Origin of the sequence: Neomoorella sulfitireducens (assembly GCF_024733845.1) — a bacterium.
Taxonomy (GTDB): Bacteria; Bacillota; DSM-521; order Neomoorellales; family Neomoorellaceae; genus Neomoorella; species Neomoorella sulfitireducens.
In genome coordinates, this window is record NZ_JANRHG010000015.1 from 39,220 (window position 1) to 62,406 (window position 23,187).

Genomic DNA, 23,187 nt, shown 5'->3' on the forward strand with positions numbered 1-23,187 from the left:
TACATTTCCATATTTTGTGAGGCCTGCGTCAACTGCAAGAAGGCTTTCTCTTGCTAAACCCTTCCGCCACTTCTGCCGCCCTGCGCCGCGCCCAGGCGTCGGCGGCAAGAATTGCTTCCAGGTCATTGGCCGCCGCCGGCCGGTGTTCTTCCAGGACCCTGGCCACGACATGGCTGATGGCCGTCAAGGATATCTTCCTTGCCAGGAAGTACTCGACGGCGATCTCGTCGGCGGCGCTCAAGACCGCCGGGTAAGTCCCCCCGGCCCGGCCGGCACGCCAGGCGAGTTCCAGGCACGGGAAGCGTTCCAGGTCCGGCCGTTTAAAATCAAGTTGTCCCAGGGTTGCCAGGTCCAGTACCCGGGTGTTTAAATCCCAGCGTTCCGGCCAGGTCAGGGCGTACTGGATGGGCAGGCGCATGTCGGCAGGCCCCAGGTGGGCAAAAAGGGAGCCGTCACTGTAGCGCACCAGGGCGTGAACCACGCTCTGGGGGTGGACCAGGACATCAATCTGGTTATACTCCAGGTCAAAAAGATGCCTGGCTTCAATAACTTCCAGGCCTTTATTCATCAGGGTGGCGGAATCGACGGTAACCTTGGGCCCCATTACCCAGGTGGGGTGATTTAAAGCCTCTTCCGGGGCAACGGCGGCCATCTCTTCTATAGTTTTCTCGCGCAAAGGCCCTCCCGAAGCGGTAATAATCACCTGTACCACCCTGCCGCCCTGGTGCAGGCACTGGAAAATGGCCGAATGCTCGCTGTCTACCGGGATCACCCGGCGTTTCAGGGCCCGGGCCCGGCCCATGACCACCTCACCGGCAGCTACCAGGATCTCTTTATTGGCTATGGCAATATCTTTACCTGCCTCCAGGGCAGCAAGTACTGCCGGCAGGCTGCGGATGCCTACCATGGCGGCCACTACCCTCTCTACCCCGTCAAGGCAGGCTGCAGCCAATAGGCCTTCATCCCCCGCCATAACCCTGACCTTTAAACCGCCAACCCTCCTGGCCAGTTCCCGCGCCCCTGCCGGGTCAAGGAGGACGGCCAGGCGGGGGCGAAACCGCCTTACCTGCTCGGCCAGGAGGTCAATATTCCTGGCCGCGGCCAGGGCGGCAACCTTGAATTGGCCCGGATGGGAGGCCACAACCTCCAGGGTCTGGCGGCCGATGGAACCGGTTGATCCCAGGACTGCTATTTCCCTGGCCACTGGTTGTTCACCCCCTGTTTGGAGCTTAAGAAGGCCTTGAAAAATACCACCGCCAGGGGGCCAATAACCAGGCCGGCAATACCCAGGAGCTTTAAGCCGGCATAAAGGGCAACCAGGGTCGTCAACGGGTGCAGCCCCAGGTTAAAGGCCACCAGTTTTGGCTGCAGGACCTGGCGCAGGATAATTATAAAGGCATACAGGATTAACAGGGCCAGCCCCATGCTGTAACGCCCCAGGATAAATTCTACTATGACCCAGGGAATGAAGACTGTACCCGGGCCGACTATGGGCAACAGATCGGCCAGCCCGATTAAGATGGCCAGGGTAAGAACGTAATCTACATTTAATATTAAAAGCCCGATGATACTCTGGGTCATCTGCAGGGTTACAAGCAAAAACTCCGCCCGCAGGTAGCCGATGATAGCCTGGCCCAGGGAAGAAAATACCGTACCCGTCCGTTCCCGCCAGGAGGGTTTTATCAGCCGGAGCAAAGTATTTATAATAAATTCTTTATCCCGGCTGAAGAAGTAAGTTGCCAGCAGGGTAATTATAAAAGAAATAAAGAGCTCCGGCAGGTAGGTTATAAAATTTATGAGCCACTGGACCGCCAGGCCCAGGAGGTTTTTCATCCAGTTTACGGCATTGTCCAGGAAGGACTGCAGGGTATTAAGGACTTCAACGGGCAGGTTACCTGCAAAATAAAAACTCTGGAGGCGGGCAAAATATTCCTGGAAGAGCGATCCGATGGCCCGCGCCTGCACCGGCAGGGTTAAAGCTATGCTTTCCAGCTCGACGATCAGGTTGTTAACCAGGTAAAATACGGCTATGCTGAGAACAGTAAGAACAGACGCCAGGGTGATAATTACCGCCCAACCCCGGCCAAGTTTGATCTTTTTTTCAATAAAGTTTACTACCGGATCGATAAGGGCAGCCAGCAGGGCGGCCAGGACAAAGGGCATGACCACCGGCACCATTATTCCCAGAATTTTGGATACGGCCGGCAATATGGAATAATAAAACAAAAGGAAAAGAAAGGCTGCCATTAAAGCCAACAATAATGTTTGAAATCTTTGTTTAAACCGGTCGTTCAAGCCGTTCACTTGTTTTTCACTCCATTTTTATAAAAAGAAGGCCACATAATAGTATACCACCGGGGCTACCAGGAGCAAACTATCAAAACGGTCTAAAATTCCCCCGTGGCCCGGTAAAAGCCGGCCGCTGTCCTTAACACCTGCCTGGCGCTTGAAACCCGATTCAATTAAATCGCCGGCCTGGGCGGCAACGGCGGCGAGTACGGCCAGGCCGGCCAGGAGCCAACTGTTAAAGGCAGGCAGCAGCAGAGGCCCCAGAACTTCCACAATTATTAGAGTAGCCAGGAGGCCGCCGGCAGCCCCGGCCCAGGTTTTACCGGGGCTGAGGGCCGGCCAGGGATGGCGGCGGCCGAAAATACGGCCGCAAAAATAAGCGCCAGTATCGTTGGCCCAGGTCAGGAGGAAGGCCAGGATAAGGATCCCGGCACCTCCAGGTAAAAGGCGAAGGAGGGGCAGGTAAGCCAGCATGCCCCCTATGTACCAGCTGCCCAGGAGGGTTATGGCCACATCCGCTGCCGCCACCCGGGGAAAAAGGGCCAGGAAGAGCAAGAGCATGGCCAATGTGAGCCAGGCACCCATCCAGGCCGCCGTACCCTTACTAAAGTATGCTCCGACAATAAAAAGTAAGCCACCTGCAATCCCCGCCGGGACGATTGGTTTTAGCTTCCAGCGGGCAGCCAGGTGATAGAATTCTACCAGGCCGGTAAAAGCCATAAGGATTACCAGCAAGAGCAACATCCAGCCGCCCAGGTAGGCCGTTCCGAGTAATAGCGGGATGCCTGCCATGGCAACTAAAATCCTGGTGACCAGCATATGAAACACCACCATGGCTCATATTTTCAGGCCGCCGAATCGCCTTTCCCTTTGCTGGTAAGCCAGCAGGGCCTGGCGTAAATTCTCCCGCCGGAAATCAGGCCAGTAGATGTCAGCAAACCATAATTCCGTATAGGCCAGCTGCCAGAGCAAGAAGTTACTTAACCGCATTTCCCCAGATGGGCGAATTAAGAGGTCGGGATCCGGCAGGTCCCCGGTATAAAGGGCGCCTTTGATTACGTCTTCATCGATGTCCTCAGGGCGGAGTTTGCCGGCCAGGACTTCGCCGGTAACCCGCCGGCAGGCATCCACCAGTTCGGCCCGGCCGCCATAGTTGAGGGCGACGTTGAGAATGAGCCTGCTGTTGCCGGCCGTTTCCCGCCTGGCCCGGGCCAGCTCTTCCCGGGCAGCAAGGGGCAGGGCTTCCAGGCGGCCAATGGCCCGCACCTGGACCCCCTTCTCCTTTAATTCGGGTAACTCCCGGCGCACGTACTCGACCAGGAGGTTCATCAGGGCTTCTATTTCTTCCTGGGGCCTTTTCCAGTTTTCTGTAGAAAATGCATATACCGTTAGAATGGCAATACCCCAGTCAACGCAGGCCCGGACGATATCGCGTAAAGCCTCGACCCCGGCCCGGTGGCCGGCCACCCGGGGCAGGCCTCTCTTCCCGGCCCAGCGCCCATTGCCGTCCATGATAATGGCTACATGGCGGGGCAGTTTGCCCGGTTCGAGTTCGGCCTCCTCCGCCGTCATGGTCGGCCCGGGGCGGAGCCATCTAGTCAGGAAACCAGCCACCAGCTTCCCCCCTAATGTGAGCAGCCTATAAAACAAACCCCCTCGGCGAGGGGGAATGTTGCCATCTTATTCTTCCACGATGGCTTCATTAGGACAGGCTTCCATGCAAGTACCACAATCAGTGCACAATTCCGGGTCAATAACATAGGTATCTTCACCTTCGGAGATGGCGCCCTGGGGGCACTCATCTGCACAGACGCCGCAGGACAGGCATTCTTCCGTGATTCGATGGGGCATAGCCTTTTACACCTCCTTTCACTGGTGGTGAGTATCTACATAAGCCAGGACCAGGTCAACCCGGCCGGCTCCCACCAGGCGTAAACGCACGACACGGCCCTCTTCTTCCTCTGACGGCAAAGGGCGCAGGGGACCGGTAAAGGAGTAATTATGCACCTGCCATCCGCCAGCTGCCAGGACCCTTCTGGCTTCGGCCAGGGTTAAACCTATGCAGTCAGGTGCATCCAAAGCTATACCTCCATGATTTCCGCTTCTTTGTTGGCCAGGAGTTTATCGATAGCCTGGATGTAATTATCGGTCATTTTCTGGACCTTTTCCTGGGCCCGCTTGACCTCATCTTCGGAGGCAGTTTTATTCTTCTCCTGGGCTTTTAACTTGTCGTTGGCTTCCCGGCGCACGTTGCGAACCAGGACCCGGAATTCCTCCGCCTTCTTGCGGACCATTTTGACCAGCTCGGTGCGCCGTTCTTCCGTTAGCTGGGGAATTACAATGCGTATAACGGTGCCGTCGCTGGCCGGCGTCAACCCCAGGTCAGACTTTAAAATGGCCTTTTCCATATCCGGCAGGATATTGCGGTCCCAGGGCTGGATGACCAGGAGCCGGGCTTCCGGGGCCGAAACCGTAGCCAACTGGTTAATAGGGGTCGGTGTGCCGTAATAGTTAACGGTGACCTTTTCCAGCAAGGCCGGGTTGGCCCGCCCCGCCCTGATAGAAGCCATTTCGCGGCGCAGCCCCTCCACCGTCTTCTGCATCCTGCTTTCGGCTTCTTTTAAAATTTCCTCCAGCATCACTCTAACCTCCCGACAAAGGTACCGATGGCTTCACCCATGATGACTTTAAGGATATTGCCTTTTTCTTTTATGCCAAAGACAATAATGGGAATACGGTTGTCCATACACAGGGAAGTCGCCGTCGCATCCATTACTCCCAGGCCGCCGTTTAATACTTCCAGGTAATCGAGATCCTTCAACCTCCTGGCGTGGGGGTTTATCTCCGGATCGGAATCATAAACGCCATCAACCCGTTTCGCCATTAAGATAACGTCAGCCTCGATCTCGGCCGCCCGCAGGGCCGCAGTTGTATCGGTGGAAAAATAGGGGTTGCCCGTCCCGGCAGCAAAGATGACCACCCGGCCCTTTTCCAGGTGGCGGATGGCCCGGCGGCGGATGTAGGGCTCGGCTATCTGGCGCATTTCAATGGCCGTCTGGACCCGGGTATCCACACCCTGGCTTTCCAGGGCATCCTGGAGGGCCAGGGCATTAATTACCGTTGCCAGCATGCCCATATAATCGGCCGTAGCTCGATCCATACCCCGGGCACTCCCTTTAACTCCCCGCCAGATATTGCCGCCGCCGACAACAATGGCTACATCCACTCCCAGCTCCCTAACCTCTTTTATTTGCGCGGCGATAGAACTGAGGACTTCCTGATCTATGCCGAAACCCTGGGTGCCGGCCAGGGCTTCACCGCTGACCTTTAAAACTACCCTCTTATACTTGGGTTGCCCCATACCCGGTATATACCTCCGTAACCCCTGAATACTTCTACATGTTCCTGCAAATTCCTCTTTGCCTGCGGAAAAAAAGAGCACCACGGTGCTCTTTTTTATGCCTTTATTCCTCCGCCACGATGCCTTCGCCGACTTCGTAACGGGCAAAACGCCGGACAACAATTTTCTCGCCCAGCCTGGCTACGGCTTCGTTAATAAGGTCCTGGACTTTCCGGTCCATATCCTTAATAAAGGGTTGCTCCAGAAGGCAACTGTCCTGGTAGAATTTTTCCAGGCGCCCGGCGACGATCTTTTCGACTACCTTTTCCGGTTTGCCTTCATTTAAGGCCTGGGCCTTTAATATTTCTTTTTCTTTGGCCAGGACTTCTTCCGGCACATCTTCCCGGGCTATATATTCAGGCCGGGAAGCAGCCACCTGCATGGCCAGGTCGTGAACCAGTTCTTTAAAAGCGTCGGTCTTGGCCACAAAGTCCGTCTCGCAATTGACCTCGATCAAAACGCCGATCCGGCCGCCGCCGTGGATGTAGGCGTGGACCAGGCCTTCGCTGGCTATTTTACCGGCCCTTTTGGCGGCGGTGGCCAGGCCTTTCTTGCGTAAATATTCAATGGCTTTCTCCATATCGCCACCGGAATCTTCCAGGGCCTTTTTGCAGTCCATCATCCCTGCTCCAGTCCGGTTGCGCAGCTCTTTGACATCAGCAGCCGAAATCATAGCTTCACTCCTCCACTCTTAGCTTTTACCGGCAGGCTACAAAATGTAACAACCTGTTCCAGGGCAGCAGGCACACACTATGTAAGCGTAGGTAAAACCTACGCCCGGTAAAAATTATTCTCCCACGACTTCTTCCGGTTGATCCTGTCCCTGCAGGCCCTCTAAAACGGCGTCGGCCATTTTACTGGTCAGCAAGCGGACGGCCCTGATGGCATCGTCGTTGCCGGGAATGACATAATCTACTTCGTCAGGATCGCAGTTGGTATCGACAATGGCCACAATGGGAATGCCCAGCCGCCGCCCTTCGGCCACGGCAATCCGCTCTTTCCGGGGGTCGATGATAAAGAGGGCGTCGGGTAAATTCTTCATTTCCTTAATGCCGCCCAGGTAACGCTCCAATTTTTCCTTCTCGCCCCGCAGGCGGGCTACTTCCTTTTTGGGCAACACCGTAAAGGTTCCTTCTTCTTCCATGCGTTCCAGTTCTTTTAAACGCTCGATGCGGCGGCGGATGGTCTGGAAGTTGGTGAGGGTGCCTCCCAGCCAGCGTACATTGACATAAAACATGCCGCAGCGTTCTGCCTCTTCCTTTACGGCCTCCTGGGCCTGCTTCTTGGTCCCCACAAAAAGGATTTTGCCCCCGTCGCGGGCCAGGTCCCGGACGAAATTATAGGCTTCTTCAATCTTTTTGACGGTGCGCTGGAGGTCGATGATATAGATCCCGTTGCGCTCCGTAAAGATATACGGTGCCATTTTGGGATTCCAGCGCCGCGTCTGGTGGCCGAAATGGACCCCGGCCTCCAGCAATTGCTTCATTGATATAATCACTTATGTTACACCTCCTGTAGTTTACCCGCCGCTTCCTTCATCAGGCCAGGGGGACCCTCACAACCGGCACTTCCCCTGCCTTCAGGCGCGTGTGGAATTAAGCACCAGAGGTTAGTATAACATAAACCCCAGGTACCCGGCAAGTAATACCTTGAATTTAACGGCGCAGCTTTTCTAACTCCTCCAACAGGTGGTCATTGAGGATACGGATATAGGTTCCCTTCATGCCAAGGGACTTGGACTCAATGACGCCGGCGCTTTCAAATTTCCGCAGGGCGTTGACGATAACGGACCGGGTTATACCTGCCCTGTCGGCGATTTTACTGGCTACCAGGATACCTTCGTCGCCGTCCAGCTCGGAGAAGATATGTTCAACGGCCTCCAGCTCGGAATATGACAGGGTCGCCAGGGCTACATGGACGGCGGCGCGCTTGCGGGCTTCTTCCTCAATTTTATCTGTTTTGGAACGCAGGATCTCCATGCCCACGACGGTAGCCCCGTATTCAGCCAGGACCAGGTCTTCGTCGTCAAAGCGGACATTAAATTTGGAGAGGACCAGGGTCCCCAGGCGCTGGCCGCCGCCGACGATGGGCACCACCGTCGTCAGCTTGTTGTTGAAGACACATTTTTTATCCAGGTCAAAAACGCAGGCATTGCCTACCTGGCAAAAGTTGGCCTGGGTCTCGTCGATGCGCAGGAGCTGTTCATTGTACTGTTCCGGGAAACGCTCCGATTGGAAGACAATGTCTTCCATAATGTCGCAGGTAAAGCCTTCAACAAAGGCATAACCCAGGACGCGAGCATGGCGGCCAACAATGTAGGTGTTGGCTCCCAGGACGTCGCGCATTACGCTGGCCATCTCTTGAAAATCTACCGGATTACCTGCCGCTCGCTGCAGCAGGCGGTTAATTTTCCTTGACCTTTCAAGTAAAGTTTCCATCAACCATCTTCCTTCCTTAATTAAAGTATATAACTTTGCAAATCGACATGAGACATGATGTCGCCCAGCTGTTGCCGGACATAGGTGGCGTCGATAATAACCCGCCGCTCCTCTACTTCCGGTGCCTGGAATAGGAGATCCTGCAAAACCTTTTCCAGGATGGTATGCAGCCGGCGCGCACCAATATCTTCCCCCTGATTATTTACAGTATAAGCAATATCGGCAATTTCCGCAATAGCATCGGCTGAAAATTGTAATTCTATTCCTTCTACCGCCATTAGTGCCGTATATTGCCGTAACAGGGAATTTTTAGGTTCGATTAAAATGCGCTTGAAGTCATCCCGGGTCAAACTTTTAAGTTCTACCCTGATGGGAAACCGCCCCTGGAGCTCGGGAATGAGATCCGAGGGTTTGGTCACATGGAAGGCCCCGGCGGCGATAAAGAGGATATGGTCGGTTTTTACCGGGCCGTACTTGGTCTGGACCGTGGTACCCTCCACTATGGGCAGGATGTCACGCTGGACTCCTTCCCTGGAAACATCAGGGCCGGCCCCTTTTTCCCGCCCGGCAATTTTATCGATCTCATCCAGGAAGATAATCCCATCCTGTTCTACGCGCCGGACGGCAATGGCTGCCACTTCGTCCATATCGATCATTTTATCGGCTTCTTGCTGGGTGAGTATCCGCCGGGCTTCCGCCACCGTTACCATACGCTTGCGCTTGCGCCGGGGGAGGAGGTTGCCCAGCATATCCTGGATGTTCATCCCCAGCTCTTCCAGTCCCAGGCCGCCCATTACAATCCCCGGGGTGGCACTATCTTCTACTTCCACCTCCACCATCATATCTTCCAGCTCCTGGCGTTTTAATTTTTCCCGGAGGATGGCCCGCTGTTCGGAAGTTTGTTCGTCTTCCGGCACTGCCCCTTCCCCGCCGGTCCCTCCCCCACCGAAAAGGACTTCCCACGGGGAACGACCGCCCCTGTCCTTCCCAGCCCGGGGAGCTATTAAGTCCAGCAGGCGTTTTTCCGCCAGTCTGGCTGCTTTGGCCTCTACTTCAGCCCGCTTTTCTATTTTAACCATTCTCACGGCATTTTCTACCAGTTCCCGGATCATAGATTCGACATCGCGGCCGACATAACCGACTTCCGTGAAACGGGTAGCTTCAACCTTTAAAAAAGGCGCCCCTACCAGGCGCGCCAGCCTGCGGGCAATCTCGGTTTTGCCGACACCGGTAGGCCCGATCATAATGATATTTTTGGGCAGGACTTCATCGCGTAAATCGGCGTCCAGCTTTTGCCGGCGGTAGCGGTTTCTCAGGGCAACGGCCACGCACTTTTTCGCCTCTTCCTGGCCGACGATATAGCGGTCTAGCTCGGCTACTATCTGCCGGGGTGTAAGATCCAAGCTTTTCCCCCCCACCTGGAGATTAGATTTCCTCTAATACAATATTATTGTTGGTATAGATGCAGATAGAAGCGGCAATCTCCATGGCCTCCCGGGCGATGGCGCCGGCATCCAGTCCGGTATGCTTGATTAGAGCCCGGGCTGCCGCCAGGGCATAGGGACCGCCGGAGCCGATGGCGGCGATGCCGTCATCGGGTTCAACTATCTCACCGTTTCCCGATATTATCAATAGATGTTCCCGGTCGGCCACCACCAGCAGGGCTTCCAGGCGCCGTAAAAACCTGTCCGTACGCCACTCTTTCCCCAATTCTACGGCGGCGCGCTGGAGGTTGCCGTGGTATTCTTCCAGCTTGGCCTCGAACTTTTCAAAAAGGGTAAAAGCGTCGGCCACACTGCCGGCAAAACCGGCCAGGACTTTATTCTGGTACAGGCGGCGTACTTTACGGGCCTTGTGTTTCATAATGGTATTCCCAAAGGTGACTTGCCCGTCGCCGGCTATGGCTACCTTGCCTTTATGGCGTACGGCAATAACCGTTGTACCGTCCACAGATTCTACTCCTCACTTCTTTTAGCCCTCGGGTGGGCCTGCTGGTATATTTCGCGTAGCCTCGCCTGGCTTATATGGGTGTAGATCTGGGTGGTAGAAAGGTTTACATGGCCCAGGAGTTCCTGCACTGCCCTGAGATCCGCCCCCCTCTCCAGCATATGGGTGGCAAAACAGTGACGCAGGGTGTGGGGGGAAATGCCGCCATTTAAAGCCGCCTTCGCGATGTAATGGTTTAACCGCTCCCGCACGCCGCGAACGGTAAGCCGGCCTCCCAGGTGGTTTAGGTACAGGGCCTTTGCTTCCGGCGGGTTGCGGCGGGCGGCCAGGACCGGGCGCCCCCGGAGCAGGTAGTCCCGCAGGGCTTTAATGGCCTGGCTACCAAGGGGGACGACCCTTTCCCGCCGGCCCTTGCCCAGGACGCGGGCATAACCGGCCTCCAGGTCCAGGTCATCCTGGTCCAGGCCGACCAGCTCGCTCACCCTGATGCCGGAGGCATATAGAGTTTCCATTATGGCCCGGTCCCTCAAACCCAGCGGCGTGGCAGCCGGTACGGCCAGCAGTTTTTCCACTTCGCCGTAGCTTAAAAAACGGGGTAAACGTTTCTCCCGCCGCGGTCCTGCCAGCAGCGCCGCCGGGCTGCTTTCTACCTTTCCCTCCCGGAGCAAAAAACGGTAAAAGGAACGCAGAGCAGCCAGCTTGCGGTTCATGCTGCTCTTTTCCCGGCCCAGTTGATTCAGCCAGCCGAGAAAACGGCGCACCAGCCAGGTATCGACGTCGCCCGGCCCGGCCTCAGGACCCCGGCGCTCGTATACAAAGGCAGCAAATTGCTCGATATCGGCCCGGTAAGCGGTAACGGTACAGGGGGAAGCCTGTTTTTCGCCCTCCAGGTATAAGATAAACCTTTCCAGCCCTTCTTGAAATGCAGTCCCGATCATACCCCCATCCCCCGAACCCTATATATGCTAACATATTCACCTGGGGAGTGCAAGTCAATTGCCGGAAAATTCACCGAGACCGGACCAAATTTCTAAAGCCCGTTCCGCCAGGGCCCGGTTACGCGCTTCCCGGTTTTTCACCCGGCGTTCCAGGGGCGGCAGCAGGCCAAAATTAATATGCATGGGCTGCAGGGGGTCATGGGTAGGATCGGTAATATAGTGAAGGAGGGCACCGTGGGCCGTAACCGGCGGTAGGGCCAGGGGTTCCAGGCCCTTGATTAAACGCGCCGCGTTGACTCCCGCTACCAGGCCGCTGGCGGCAGATTCAATGTAACCCTCCACTCCGGTCAGCTGTCCTGCCAGGAAAACCTGCGGGTGTTCCTTCAACTGCAGGGTAGGTTTAAGTACCCGGGGCGCATTAATATAGGTGTTGCGGTGCATGACGCCGAAACGGACAAACTCCGCCTCTTCCAGGCCGGGGATGAGGCGGAAGACCCGTTCCTGTTCTCCCCACTTGAGGCTCGTCTGGAAACCTACCAGGTTATACAGGGTACCGGCCAGGTTGTCCCGGCGCAGTTGCACCACGGCATAGGGTTCTTTGCCGGTGGCCGGGTCAACGAGGCCTACCGGGCGCATGGGGCCGAAGCGCAGGGTATCCGGTCCCCGCCGGGCCATGACTTCCACCGGCATACACCCTTCAAAAACCACTTCCGGTTCAAATTGATGCCGGGGGTGGCGTTCGGCCGTAATCAGGGCCTCATAAAAGCGCCGGTATTCCTCTTCATTCAGAGGACAGTTGAGATAGTCTTCTTCTCCCCGCCCGTAGCGGGAAGCCTTGAAAATGCGGCTGTAATTTAAAGAATCGGCAGTGACAATGGGTGCCGCCGCGTCGTAAAAGTATAGATAACCGGTGCCGGTTAAACTGTTTAAGCTTTCGGCCAGGGCCAGGGAAGTTAAGGGCCCGGAAGCAACGATTACCGGCGTATAATCGGGAACAGCCCGGACTTCTTCCCGGATAATGGTTATTTTTTCTTCGGCCTCCAGGGCGGCAGTCACCCGGGCGGCAAACTCCTCCCGGTCCACGGCCAGGGCCTTGCCGGCCGGGACCCGACATTCCCCGGCTACGGCCATAAGGAGGGAACCGGCCAGGCGCATCTCCGCCTTTAACAGGCCGGCCGCGTTTTCCAGGGTATCGGCCCGCAAAGAATTGGAGCAGACTAACTCCGCCAGGTAGCCGGTACGATGGGCCGGCGTCATCTTGCCCGGCCGCATCTCCCACAGCTCGACTTTTATCCCTCGCCTGGCAGCCTGCCAGGCGGCCTCGCTACCGGCCAGGCCGCCGCCGATAATGATCAGCTTTTCCGGCAACTTATCGCCTCCGTTGATGGCAGATTACTTGGCCTGCTGGACCTTTTCTTCATAGCCGCATTCCTTGCTGGGGCACAGCAGGCGCACACCATGGCGGGAAGCCTTTTCCACCAGGCGGGTCCCGCAGCGAGGGCAGTTCAGGTTGGTAGGCTTATCCCAGGAAACGTAGTTGCATTCCGGGTAGTTCTGGCAGCCGTAAAATTTGCGTCCTTTTTTCGTCCGCCGGGCCACAATTTCTCCCCCGCACCGGGGACACTTAACGCCGATGGTTTCCAGCAGGGGTTTGGTAAAGCGGCAATCGGGAAAGCCGGGACAGGCCAGGAATTTACCAAAGCGGCCCGTTTTGACCACCAGGTTGCGGCCGCAGAGTTCGCATTTTTCTTCGCTTACTTCTTCCGGGATGTCGATGGTGCCGATTTCCTTTTCGGCCCGTTCCAGGACCCGGCTGAAGGGCTCGTAGAATTCGGCCACTACCCGGCGCCAGGATAATTTCCCGGCTTCAATCTCGTCCAGCTGTTCCTCCATATGGGCTGTGAATTCGATGTCGATAATATCAGGAAAGTGTTCTTTTAGGAGATCTACCACCACCCGGCCCAGCTCCGTGGGGATAAACTGTTTCTGCTCCCTCACCACATAACCGCGTTCCAGGATGGTTTCAATGGTAGGGGCATAGGTGCTGGGCCGACCGATACCCAGCTCTTCCATCGTTTTCACCAGGGTGGCTTCGGTATAACGCGGCGGCGGCTGCGTAAAGTGCTGTTTGGGCTCCAGGGATTGCAGTTGCAAAACCTCGCCTTCAGCCAGGGCGGGCAGCCTTTGCTCCTGCTCCTTACCTTCACCGTCGCTGCCTTCCTGGTAAACCCGCAGGTAGCCCGGGAACTTGATTACCGACCCTGCGGCCCGGAAAAGGCAGGGACCGGTGCTGATATCTACCGTCATAGTATCCATTACGGCAGCCTGCATCTGGCTGGCTACAAAGCGTTCCCAGATTAGATTGTAGAGGCGAAACTGGTCCCTGGTCAGGACGTTTTTCAGGGATCCCGGTTCCCGCCAGACGGAAGTGGGCCTGATGGCTTCATGGGCATCCTGGATGTCCTTGCGCCCCTTAAACTGCCTCAGGCCTTCAGGTACGTACTCGGGGCCGAAGCGCTCCATGAGAAAATCCCTGGCTTCCAGCTGGGCTACCCTGGCGATACGGGTGGAATCGGTTCGGATATAGGTAATCAGGCCGACGGGGCCTTCACTGCCTCCCAGATCGATGCCCTCGTAAAGCTGCTGGGCCACCTGCATGGTCCGCCTGGCGGTAAAATTAAGCCTGCGATAAGCCTCCTGCTGCAGGGTGCTGGTGGTGAAGGGGGGGGCCGGGTTTTTACGCCGTTCCCGTTGCTTGACCCCGGTTACGACATAGCTAGCCCCTTCCAGGGTTGCCAGGATGGCCTGCATTTCGCCTTCATTTTTAATCTTCGGCTCCTCGCCGGCAAACTTAAAGAGTTTAGCCGGAAAAGCCTCGCCGTCGCCTCCTGCCAGCAGCCATGCCGTCAGGCTCCAGTATTCTTCCGGCCGGAAAGCTTCTATTTCCCTTTCCCGGTCGACAATCAGGCGCACGGCCACCGACTGCACCCGGCCGGCACTTAAACCTTTACGTACCTTGCGCCACAGGAGGGGGCTCAGGCGGTACCCCACGACGCGGTCCAGTACCCGCCGGGCTTGCTGGGCATCAACCCGGTTCTGGTCGATTTCCCGGGGTTTTTTGATAGCTTCCTGGACGGCATTGCGAGTTATCTCATTAAACTCGATGCGCACCGGCCCGGGAGGCAGGTCCAGGAGGTGCTGCAGGTGCCAGGCGATAGCCTCCCCTTCCCGGTCCGGGTCCGTAGCCAGCAAGACGCGCCCGCATTTCTGGGCTGCTTCCCGCAATTCTTTGACAATAGTACCTTTGCCCCGGATGGTAATATAGCGGGGCTCAAAGCCGCGCTCGATGTCAACGCCAAACTGGCTCCTGGGCAAATCGCGGATATGCCCCATGGACGATTTAATGGTGTAGTTCCTTCCCAGAAATTTACCAATAGTTTTGGCCTTGGCCGGCGATTCCACGATAACCAGTGTATGGGCCAAAAGAATTCCCCCTAACAGCGCAGGTAAAAACCTCCCGGCAAGCGCCGGATTATATTTCTCATTTCCAGTTGCAGCAAGGCGGTATTCACTTCCCCCGGCGGCAGGCCGGTTGCGGCTATAATGGTATCCAGGTGGACGGGCATGACGCTGATAGCGTCCATGACCTTTTCCTCGACGGCCGATAGGGTTACCTCCACCCGGCTTTCCTGCGGGGATAAATTCCACAGAGAATCGGCCTCATATTCGGCCAGAATGTCGGCCACCCCGGTCACCACCCGCGCTCCCTGTTTAATTAATTCGTTGGGACCCTGGCTGTAACGGCCGGTGATCGGCCCCGGGACGGCAAAGACGTCACGGTTCTGTTCCAGGGCCAGGTCGGCCGTAATTAAAGCGCCGCTCCTGGCCGCGGCCTCGACGACCACCGTACCCCTGGCCAGGCCGCTGATTATGCGGTTGCGGGCCGGGAAATGGCCGGCTTCCGGCGGGGTGCCCGGGGGATACTCGGAAAGGACGGCCCCGTGGTCCATGACCTGGTGATAAAGTTCACGGTGTTCGGGGGGATAAATGACATCCACCCCGCAACCCAGGATACCCCAGGTGAGGCCGTTTTCCCGGATGGCTCCCCGGTGGGCGGCGGCATCTATGCCCCTGGCCAGGCCGCTGACCACACCGGCGCCGGCGGCGGCAAGACCCCCGGCGAGTTCGGTAGCCACTTTAAGGCCGTAGGCCGTCGCCCGGCGAGTGCCGACAATGGCGATTTTAAGTTCTTCCCCCGGCAACTTGCTCCCCCGCCAGTAAAGGACGGGCGGCGGGTCGTAAATACGCTTGAGTTCCAGGGGGTAATCCTCATCCGCCAGGGTCAGGACTTTTATCCCGGCCGAATCTAGTTTAGCCATAATTTTTTCCGGTGTTACCTGGCGGCGCCAATCAATCAAAGAAGTTGCCGCCTTTCCCAGACCTTCAAGGGCCAGGAGTTCTTTTTCCGTCGCCTGCCAGGCGGCCCGGGGACTCCCGAAAAATTTAACCAGCTGGAGGACCCGGCGGGCTCCCAGTCCGGGTGCCTGCTGGAGGGCTACCCAGAAGGGCTTTTCTTCTAAAGTTCTCATTGGGTCTCCCCTGCAGTGCCTTTCAGTATGGTTTTTTAAGCTAACCTTTCGCGGTCCGGATGAAATTTCCTGCCGCTATGGATGAAAGATAAAGTTACCGGGTTTTTTAAAAGCATATCTATTCTTTACAAGGTCGTCAAGACCGGAATAAAAAAAGTCCCTCGAGAGGGACATAATAGATGCGGCAAGCTAAAAGATTTAGAACCCGGAGCCGGGTTCCGGATATTACCCAAAGCTCCGGCATAAAATATTGCATAAATCGGCCGGGGTCGCCTGGCGGGCCGTCCAGGCCAGGCTGCTCCCATTGGTTGCTGCCAGGGCGGCCATCCTTTCCAGTTCTTTTTCCGGGAATTTTCCCGGGGGAGGTAATAAGCACCGGGTCAATTCCGCAACTTCCTCTACGGATGCCATCCCCAGGACCTTTAGGATATTATCTACTTTGACCGGTTCCGCCGGCCGGATGAATTCAAGGTATGCTGCCAGTAAATAGCCATTGGCGCGGCCATGGGGTATGTCATGGCTGTAGGTTAAAGGATAACCCAAAGTATGAAGAATGGTCGTCCGGGTCTGGGCAATGACCATACCTCCCAGGGTGGCGGCATACATGAGGTCCCGCCTGGTCGCCGGGAGCAGTTTGCCGGCCAGCAGGGCCTCCTTTTGCCCGGCAAAAAGACTTATGGCTTCCAGGGCCAGGGTATCGCTTAAAGGGGTGGCCCGCCTGGAAAGGTAACCCTCTATGGCATGGGTAAGGGTATCAAGGGCCGTATCGATAGTAATATCGAGGGGCAGGGAATAAGTATAACGGGGATCCACCAGGGCCAAAACGGGAAAACAGCGGTCGTCGCTAAAACCTTTTTTTATTTCCTTTGCCGGTAAAGTGAAAACAGCATGCTGGGTAACCTCGCTCCCTGTCCCGGCAGTAGTGGGTATGGCCACCATAGGCAGGGGAAGCTCCGGCAGGTCCGCCTCGTAAAGCCGGCCTGCCTCTGCCCGGTTGGGAACGAGGAGGGCAACGGCCTTGGCGGTATCCATGGGGGAACCGCCACCAATGCCAATGACCAGATCGGCATCCTCCCGGCGGGCCAGGTCAACGGCTTTGGCGACAGTCTCCAGGGTCGGGTTGGCCGGCACTTCATCAAAAACAACCCGGCTCAAACCAAGCCTTTTAGCCAGCTCTTCAAAGTCGGCCATAGCACCGCTGGTAACGGCACTTTTGCGCCCGGTAACTACTAAGGCCCGCCGGCCAAGGCGGCCGAGGAAATCGCCATACTCCTCTAAAACCCCCTCCCCCAAAAAAACCCGGGTTGGCAGGTAAAAACTGAAGGCCATTTTAATCTCCTCCACAAATCCCTTCAATAATAATGAATGGGCGCCCAGGGTAAGAAGCCCTGGGCGTCATGAACCGGAGCTGTAGTCCTGCTTTGTTATAATATTATCGATCAAAATAAATATTTTTTCCGGTAGCGGCGATGGGTATACCGGCAATAACGTCGGCGTCCATGAGGCCCATCTTCCTGGCTACGACCCCAATACGGTACATTATGCGGTTGTCGGCATTAAGCATCCCCGCCATCTTGGCGGCCGATCCCAGGGCTATCCCCAGGTCCATTACCCGCCAGGCGCAGATCGGCCCGGCAAACTCGGGGCCATCATGCAACTGTTCCAGGTCGGCACAGCGAGGCACCCCGCAGGCACCGCAGTCCAGGCCGGTTTTAGCGGCGTTTTTCAGCCCTACCAGGAGCACGGCATCGGAACGGCGGACATTCTCGCCGTCGCGGTCAAAGTTTTTCTTCCCGCTCTCCTGGCCGTAGCGGGCCATAGCTATAGCCAGGTCTTCTAAGCTTTCTCCCCGGAGAATCTTTAGCTCAATGAAGTCTTTCCCTCCGGTCTTGGGTGCAGTCCGGGCGGCAATGGCCATCAGCTCGGCAATTACACCCATGGCTTGAAATTCAGGCATGCACATTTACCTCCTTAATTACGCTTGGGCCGAGCAGTTAAAATCCATTTGGCTGCAGATAACATGCCCTGGCTGTAAAGACTTTATAACCTTGCAAACACCCCGGTTCCCCGGCAGGGACGCCTTTATTGTATCATGCCCTGTTTCTCTTCTCCCCAGTCCAGGCTGCGGTACTGGATGGCTTCGGCCAGGTGGGCGGCAGTTATTACCCCCGCTCCTTCCAGGTCGGCTATAGTGCGGGCCACCTTGAGGAGACGGTCATGGGCCCGCATGGAGAGGCCCAGCTTATTAAAGGCATCCCGCAGGAGGGTGCGCGCCTGGTGATCCAGGCGGCAAAATTGATATACCTGGCGCGAGGGCATGGCGGCATTGCAGGCAACTCCCGTACCCTTAAACCTCTCCCGCTGCTTTTGCCGGGCGGCCGCAACCCGCTCCCTTACTGCCGCCGAATTTTCCCTGGCGGCCCCGGCCTCAACTTCGCTATAGGTCAACCGGGGAACTTCCAGGTGCAGGTCGATCCGGTCCAGCAAGGGCCCCGACAACCTCCTGCGGTACTGGGCCACCTGGTGGGGGGTACACACGCATTCTTTAACCCCGTCGCCGTAATAGCCGCAAGGGCAGGGATTCATGCTGCCGATTAGAAGAAAATCGGCAGGATAGGTGATAGCCGCCGCTACCCTGGAGACGGTGACGACCCTATCTTCCAGGGGCTGGCGCAGGGCTTCCAGGACGTCGCGGCGGTATTCGGCCATTTCATCCAGGAATAGGACGCCGTGGGTAGCCAGGCTTACTTCCCCGGGTTTGGGGATACGTCCGCCGCCGATTATGCTGGCCGTTGAAGCCGTATGGTGGGGGGCGCGGAAGGGGCGCTCCGTTACCAGCCCCTGGCCGGGTGCCAGCAACCCGGCGGCGCTGTAAATCTTCGTTACCGTGAGGGCTTCTTCATAAGTCAGGGGCGGCAGGATTGAAGGCAGGCTCCGGGCCAGCATGGTTTTCCCCGCCCCGGGACTGCCGATGAGGAGGATATTATGACCGCCGGCGGCAGCAATTTCCAGGCCCCTCTTTGCGGCCATTTGTCCCTTGATATCGGCCAGGTCCACCCCGTTAAAAACCGGAGGGCAGATTCCATCTGTCGCCGGTTTAACTTCCGGCAGTTCCGCTTCCCCGCGCCAGTAAGCCACCACCTGAGCCAGGCTTTCTGCCGCCAGTACCTTTATCTTTGAAGCCAGGGCTGCTTCATTGGCATTGGCCGCCGGGACAATAAAAGTGGCTCCCGGCAGGAACTCCTGTAAAGCCAGGGCCATGGGCAAAACCCCGGGTATAGGCCGCAGGCTACCTTCCAGGGAAAGCTCGCCCACAGCATAGATGGCCGCCTCCGGCCCGCTACCAAGTTCTTCCGCAGCCATCAGGATACCCAGGGCAATAGGCAGATCATAGATGGGACCCTCTTTTTTAATATCACCAGGGGCCAAGTTAACGATAATTCTGCGTAAAGGGAAGTCAAAGCCGGAGTTTTTAATTGCCGCCCGCACCCGTTCCCGGGCCTCTTTCACGGAGGGGTCCGGGAGACCCACTATATCACAAAGAGGCAGCCCATTGCTAATATCGACCTCTACCCGTACGCCCTGCCCCTCCAGTCCCACGAGGACGACAGAATTGACAATGGCTAGCATACTGAACCCCCTGGTGGTTTTTAGACCCTCATTTGCTATTCGCCACCAGAACGGGAGTTCCTGCTAAGGTTGTGAAAAAGAAAAGACCCCTGAGGTAATTTTTCCCCTCCGATCAGATCTTAGAAACAGCCAAGGAAAATGGGTTGAACCCCTTTCAGTACCTGCGCTATCAATTTGAAAAACTTCCAAACTGGATACCCAAGACAAAATTGCCTTAGATCAGCTGCCGCCGTGGTCCGATTCCTTAACATATGTTTGCCGGGTTGATAAATAAACTAGTTTGAGTCCCCACCTATCTCAATAATTTGCTTCTAGCTCGTTAAATCGCCTGCTCTCTTAGATTTTCATTTTTTATGATGAAGTCCAAGAGGGCAGACTAAGCCTCCATCATCATTCACAACAACAAGACGATGGCCTAATCTTTAAGTCTTGGGTAGTAACCTCACCACTTCCTTACCCTCGGCTACCCTATCATGTCTCCCGGGGTCTATGCCCTGTTTCATTCCTTCGTTCGGCCTTTTGAGGGCGGGTGGGTTGTGCCAGTACTTACAAGCAGGGTCTATGCCCTTATGGAGATGATATGGCTTCCCCCACCCAAGACTTTTTACCTTGTGTTTGGGTTTTTATTTTTAAGCTGCTTGCTGTAACTGGGCGCGGCGATAGTCGCCTAATACTTTGTCAGGGTCGTAGTTTTCTTTCTTCCTGGCCAAGCCGTACATCACCCGCAATAATTTTAAGGATATGGTGACTTCGGCCTGCTTTTTCTTCAACGGGTTTTCCCGCCTGGTCAGGAAGTAGTGGTACAGGGCTTTAAATTCATGGTTTTTGGCTACCAGAGTTATACTGGCCTGGTATAACAGGTTCCTTAATTCGGCTCGCCCGCGTTTGGATATCTTGCTTTGCCCGTTCTTCTGCCCGGAACTTTGTTCGCTTAAGTTTAGCCCGGCGAGTTTTTGGATCTGCTTCCAGTGCTCGTAATTCCGGGGTTCACCTATTTCGCCTAAAAAGCCGGCTACTGTTACCAGGCCTATACCGGGGATGCTTAATAAATTGCCTGCGATATCTATTCCGGCCAAAATATCGGCCATGGCTGCTTCCGTTTGCTCGATCTGCTTCTGGTAAAAGGCTATTTCGTCCAGGCAGGCGTTTAACCTGTGTCGGGCTCCGGTTAATCCTTCGGTTACTCCTATGGACTCCTGGGCCGTCTGGTAGAGGGCCTGGGCTCTTTTCATCCCTACCCGTTGGTTACTGGCTTCTTTTAGCTTCTCGGCTAATTCTTCGAGCTTATAGGCTAATATTAACCTGGGGAAGGGACAGTTCCTTAAAACCCATTGGGCTGCTTTGCCTAACAGGGTTTTGAATACTTGCCCTAGCTCGGGGAAGTATTCGTCCAGGATGGCCTGGAGTTGGTTTAAGGCGCTGTTTAGTTTCCGGCGTTGCTGCCGCCGGGTTACGGATAGATTCCTTAGTTCGGCATATTTTCCTTGGGGCAAAAGGCAGTGGAGGAAATTCCCGTCCTTAATTACTTTGGCTATTATCCCGGCGTCTTTTCGGTCGTTCTTGGTGGGGGAGTTATCTACTTCCTCTTTCCGCCTTTTTACGTGATAGGGGTTGACTATCACTACCGTATAGCCCTGCTCCTGGAGAAACCATGCTAAGGGTTTCCAGTAGTGGCCGGTGGGTTCCATGCCGACTACTACCTTTGTTGCCCTGGCTTTTTCTTTGGCTTCTTCCATTTTGGCTACTAGACGATAATAGCCTTCTCTGCTATTATGAAACTTGAAGGGTTTGACCACATCCAGTTCGATTTGGTTATAGATCCGTGCCCAGTGGTTGTGTTTGGCTACATCGATACCGACAATTATCACATCGCCATGGACCAGTAATTTCTTTTGCACCTCATTAATTCGGTTTCTCGCCTCCTGGTGGGTTTATTTGTTTTGAGTCTATTATTTTTTTACCAGGAGGCTTTTTTATTGGCAACACCTACCTTAATTCATTACAGGAATGCTTGTTGCAAGGTGGGGATTATTTTACGTTTACAAAAAAGTGCTTTCATATTCGGGGTACATTTCCGGTTCGGATCTATACGACTGCCAGTTGATACTATAGTCGTAACTGTAGAGTAGAGGTATGCAACGCGACATGCCTATGCTCAATCTTAAATGTAACCTGTCGGGATGATCGAAGCAGATAAAATAGCAACAATTTCACCCGTATCGTTTTTTACCGGAACAGCCACCATCATTATAATTGTATTATTTACCAGATTGATATACGGTTCGCTTGCGACACATTCCCCCCGCAAAGCTCCCTGAAACCAGGAACGAAAAGACCAATTAATACGGCTATCAATTTTGCCTGTGCTAAATAAAGTACTGCCATCTACGCCAATTAGCAGAGGGGCATTTAAGCATTCTTCTTTCTTGAAGGCTTCCGTCAAAACCTTGCCCGCTCTGTCAAGGTTTAAAGCTTTTACATCCGGATGTTCAGCAGCGCTTTTCAGTACAGCTAAAGCTTTATTTGCCAATCGATTTTTTATTTGCAGGTCAATACAGTCTTTAGTGTACATATTAGAAATCTCCTGAAAACGGGTGGCTATATTTATTAAGCGTTCGGCCGTGCTTTTTATATGTTCAATTGCCTTTGTCTGATAGGATGTCGAAGCAGAAACCTCTTCCACGCTAGCTGCCGTCTCCTGGGATACGGTGGCCACTCTTTCGGCTTCCATACTGATGGCTTCTAATTTCTCTACCTGCTCTTGCGTACTGTTGTTTACTGTATCAAGCGTCTGCATTACCCGAACAAAAGCTTCTGATACCTTGCGCATGGTGCCCAGCGCTTCCTGTCCTTTTTTAAGGTTCTCTATAACAAGACTTGTACTATCTTTAACTTCCTCGGCTACTCTATTGGCTTGTTCTTTTATGGAATTGGCTAATTGCCTTATTTCTTGAGAAGACTTAGCTGATTGGTTCGCTAATTTCCTTACTTCATCCGCTACAACGGCGAAGCCTCGCCCTGCTTCCCCGGCCCTGGCAGCTTCAATGGCGGCATTCAGCGCCAGAAGATTGGTCTGTTCGGCTATATTGCTTAACACTTCGACAAAGTGGGTTACCTGGTCTACTTGTTCAGCCAACTCATAAGCCTTCTTCGCCGAGTGTTCGTTGGAATCCGTAGCCCGCCGCATATCTACCAAAAGCAGGTTGATTACTTTTTCACTGTTATCTTGCATAAACTTAGCTTCTTGGGCCAGCTTAACTCCTTCACATGTTATTTGTTTTATATCGCCGGCCAAGTTATTCAAGGTTTGCATACTTTCGGCAAGCCTTTGGGCCACTCCGGCTTGCTCATCGGCGCCACCAGCCACCTCTTGTATAGCCTGAGATATTTCTCCAATGCTTTTGAGGTTATTATTTATATCTTCTTTGATCAGATTGGTAAAATATGAGAGTTCTTCGGAACTCCTTTGAGAATTCCCAATTAAACTGAATAAAGTGTTCAGCACATTTGTAAACTTTATATTTATATCGTCAGGTATTTTATTATTTTTCAAATACCTGTCTGCGGCAACAGGGTTTTTGTCAGCTAAAAGCTTAAGGCATGCAATGATCACCATAAGAGGTTTTAAAACTCTTTTCCACAGGATAACGATACCAAACACTCCTATAAGCATGCCAGTTACATACATTAATAGAGTTATAATTACGTTTTGTTTTTGGGAGAACAATAATATAAGTGAGGAATAAAGTATTACTCCTATTTCTATAACCAATGCAAGACCAATCATTAACAGAGGAATTGCTATCCTTGTTTTCATAGACGCATCCTTTTGTTTTTTCATCACGGTTAAATCCTCCTTTTTTATGGTTTAGAAAATGTTCTAAAAATCGCAGAAAGTCTAGACGACATCAGTAGCAATAATATCAATTTCCCCCAGGGGACAGCGATAATTACGC

The 23,187-nt window shown here is 54.7% G+C and carries 22 protein-coding genes and 1 pseudogene; 1 reads left to right on the top strand and 22 read right to left on the bottom strand.

Annotated elements, in window-relative coordinates; translation table 11 throughout:
- Positions 1 to 28 precede the first annotated feature (28 nt).
- The 20 genes from NWF31_RS12695 to NWF31_RS12790 all read right to left on the bottom strand — a co-directional run bounded on the left by NWF31_RS12695 (position 29) and on the right by NWF31_RS12790 (position 19,231).
- A complete protein-coding gene (locus NWF31_RS12695; RefSeq protein ID WP_258360879.1) occupies positions 29 to 1,204 on the bottom strand; it encodes a 1-deoxy-D-xylulose-5-phosphate reductoisomerase in 1,176 nt (391 codons plus the stop codon).
- Positions 1,189 to 2,304: a sporulation integral membrane protein YtvI gene (ytvI, locus tag NWF31_RS12700; protein ID WP_258360880.1), complete on the bottom strand. Its 1,116-nt coding sequence runs from the start codon at positions 2,302 to 2,304 to the stop codon at positions 1,189 to 1,191. The genes NWF31_RS12695 and ytvI overlap by 16 nt, the downstream gene beginning before the upstream one ends.
- Positions 2,305 to 2,322: 18 nt before the next feature.
- A complete protein-coding gene (locus tag NWF31_RS12705) occupies positions 2,323 to 3,108 on the bottom strand; it encodes a phosphatidate cytidylyltransferase (protein ID WP_258360881.1) in 786 nt (261 codons plus the stop codon).
- Positions 3,109 to 3,126: 18 nt separating this feature from the next.
- On the bottom strand, positions 3,127 to 3,906 hold the full coding sequence (gene uppS / locus NWF31_RS12710) for an undecaprenyl pyrophosphate synthase (RefSeq protein ID WP_422880285.1): 780 nt from the start codon (positions 3,904 to 3,906) through the stop codon (positions 3,127 to 3,129).
- A 63-nt stretch (positions 3,907 to 3,969) separates the two neighbouring features.
- Positions 3,970 to 4,140, bottom strand: a complete 171-nt coding sequence (gene fdxA, locus NWF31_RS12715; protein WP_258360882.1) for a 4Fe-4S ferredoxin — start codon at positions 4,138 to 4,140, stop codon at positions 3,970 to 3,972.
- Positions 4,141 to 4,158: 18 nt separating this feature from the next.
- Complete coding sequence (locus NWF31_RS12720; protein ID WP_258360883.1) at positions 4,159 to 4,368, bottom strand: PASTA domain-containing protein; 210 nt, start codon at positions 4,366 to 4,368, stop codon at positions 4,159 to 4,161.
- Positions 4,369 to 4,370: 2 nt separating this feature from the next.
- A complete protein-coding gene (frr, locus tag NWF31_RS12725; RefSeq protein WP_277999023.1) occupies positions 4,371 to 4,928 on the bottom strand; it encodes a ribosome recycling factor in 558 nt (185 codons plus the stop codon).
- On the bottom strand, positions 4,928 to 5,650 hold the full coding sequence (gene pyrH, locus NWF31_RS12730; RefSeq protein ID WP_258360884.1) for a UMP kinase: 723 nt from the start codon (positions 5,648 to 5,650) through the stop codon (positions 4,928 to 4,930). Before pyrH ends, frr begins: the two co-directional genes overlap by 1 nt.
- A 103-nt stretch (positions 5,651 to 5,753) precedes the next feature.
- Complete coding sequence (tsf, locus tag NWF31_RS12735; RefSeq protein ID WP_258360885.1) at positions 5,754 to 6,362, bottom strand: translation elongation factor Ts; 609 nt, start codon at positions 6,360 to 6,362, stop codon at positions 5,754 to 5,756.
- A 114-nt stretch (positions 6,363 to 6,476) separates the two neighbouring features.
- Complete coding sequence (gene rpsB, locus NWF31_RS12740; protein ID WP_258360900.1) at positions 6,477 to 7,175, bottom strand: 30S ribosomal protein S2; 699 nt, start codon at positions 7,173 to 7,175, stop codon at positions 6,477 to 6,479.
- A gap of 169 nt (positions 7,176 to 7,344) precedes the next feature.
- A complete protein-coding gene (gene codY, locus NWF31_RS12745) occupies positions 7,345 to 8,127 on the bottom strand; it encodes a GTP-sensing pleiotropic transcriptional regulator CodY (RefSeq protein WP_258360886.1) in 783 nt (260 codons plus the stop codon).
- A gap of 20 nt (positions 8,128 to 8,147) precedes the next feature.
- Entirely contained in the window at positions 8,148 to 9,530 is a 1,383-nt protein-coding gene (hslU, locus tag NWF31_RS12750) for an ATP-dependent protease ATPase subunit HslU (RefSeq protein ID WP_258360887.1), read from the bottom strand.
- 22 nt (positions 9,531 to 9,552) lie between these two features.
- Positions 9,553 to 10,077, bottom strand: coding sequence for an ATP-dependent protease subunit HslV (hslV, locus tag NWF31_RS12755; protein ID WP_258360888.1), 525 nt, complete (start codon positions 10,075 to 10,077; stop codon positions 9,553 to 9,555).
- 5 nt (positions 10,078 to 10,082) lie between these two features.
- Positions 10,083 to 11,012 (bottom strand): tyrosine recombinase XerC, encoded by a 930-nt coding sequence (xerC, locus tag NWF31_RS12760; protein WP_258360889.1) that lies wholly within the window; start codon positions 11,010 to 11,012, stop codon positions 10,083 to 10,085.
- 54 nt (positions 11,013 to 11,066) lie between these two features.
- On the bottom strand, positions 11,067 to 12,380 hold the full coding sequence (trmFO, locus tag NWF31_RS12765) for a methylenetetrahydrofolate--tRNA-(uracil(54)-C(5))-methyltransferase (FADH(2)-oxidizing) TrmFO (RefSeq protein ID WP_258360890.1): 1,314 nt from the start codon (positions 12,378 to 12,380) through the stop codon (positions 11,067 to 11,069).
- 24 nt (positions 12,381 to 12,404) lie between these two features.
- On the bottom strand, positions 12,405 to 14,495 hold the full coding sequence (gene topA, locus NWF31_RS12770) for a type I DNA topoisomerase (protein ID WP_258360891.1): 2,091 nt from the start codon (positions 14,493 to 14,495) through the stop codon (positions 12,405 to 12,407).
- A gap of 11 nt (positions 14,496 to 14,506) precedes the next feature.
- A complete protein-coding gene (dprA, locus tag NWF31_RS12775; RefSeq protein WP_258360892.1) occupies positions 14,507 to 15,601 on the bottom strand; it encodes a DNA-processing protein DprA in 1,095 nt (364 codons plus the stop codon).
- 225 nt (positions 15,602 to 15,826) lie between these two features.
- Positions 15,827 to 16,930, bottom strand: a complete 1,104-nt coding sequence (locus NWF31_RS12780; RefSeq protein WP_258360893.1) for an iron-containing alcohol dehydrogenase family protein — start codon at positions 16,928 to 16,930, stop codon at positions 15,827 to 15,829.
- Between the two features lie 103 nt (positions 16,931 to 17,033).
- Positions 17,034 to 17,558: a ferredoxin domain-containing protein gene (locus NWF31_RS12785; RefSeq protein WP_258360894.1), complete on the bottom strand. Its 525-nt coding sequence runs from the start codon at positions 17,556 to 17,558 to the stop codon at positions 17,034 to 17,036.
- 125 nt (positions 17,559 to 17,683) lie between these two features.
- Entirely contained in the window at positions 17,684 to 19,231 is a 1,548-nt protein-coding gene (locus NWF31_RS12790) for a YifB family Mg chelatase-like AAA ATPase (protein ID WP_258360895.1), read from the bottom strand.
- A 116-nt stretch (positions 19,232 to 19,347) separates the two neighbouring features.
- On the opposite strand from NWF31_RS12790, the pseudogene NWF31_RS12795 reads away from it, so the two are divergent.
- Positions 19,348 to 19,505: pseudogene (locus NWF31_RS12795) on the top strand (transposase domain-containing protein); the annotation flags it as partial.
- A 355-nt stretch (positions 19,506 to 19,860) separates the two neighbouring features.
- Here the strand turns inward: NWF31_RS12795 and NWF31_RS12800 are convergent.
- The gene (locus tag NWF31_RS12800; protein ID WP_258360901.1) at positions 19,861 to 21,138 is read right to left on the bottom strand and encodes an IS110 family RNA-guided transposase; all 1,278 of its coding nucleotides are present in this window, start codon (positions 21,136 to 21,138) and stop codon (positions 19,861 to 19,863) included.
- Between the two features lie 254 nt (positions 21,139 to 21,392).
- Positions 21,393 to 23,072 carry a methyl-accepting chemotaxis protein gene (locus NWF31_RS12805; protein ID WP_258360902.1) on the bottom strand — a complete coding sequence of 560 codons (1,680 nt, stop codon included), beginning with the start codon at positions 23,070 to 23,072 and terminating at the stop codon, positions 21,393 to 21,395.
- Positions 23,073 to 23,187 lie beyond the last annotated feature (115 nt).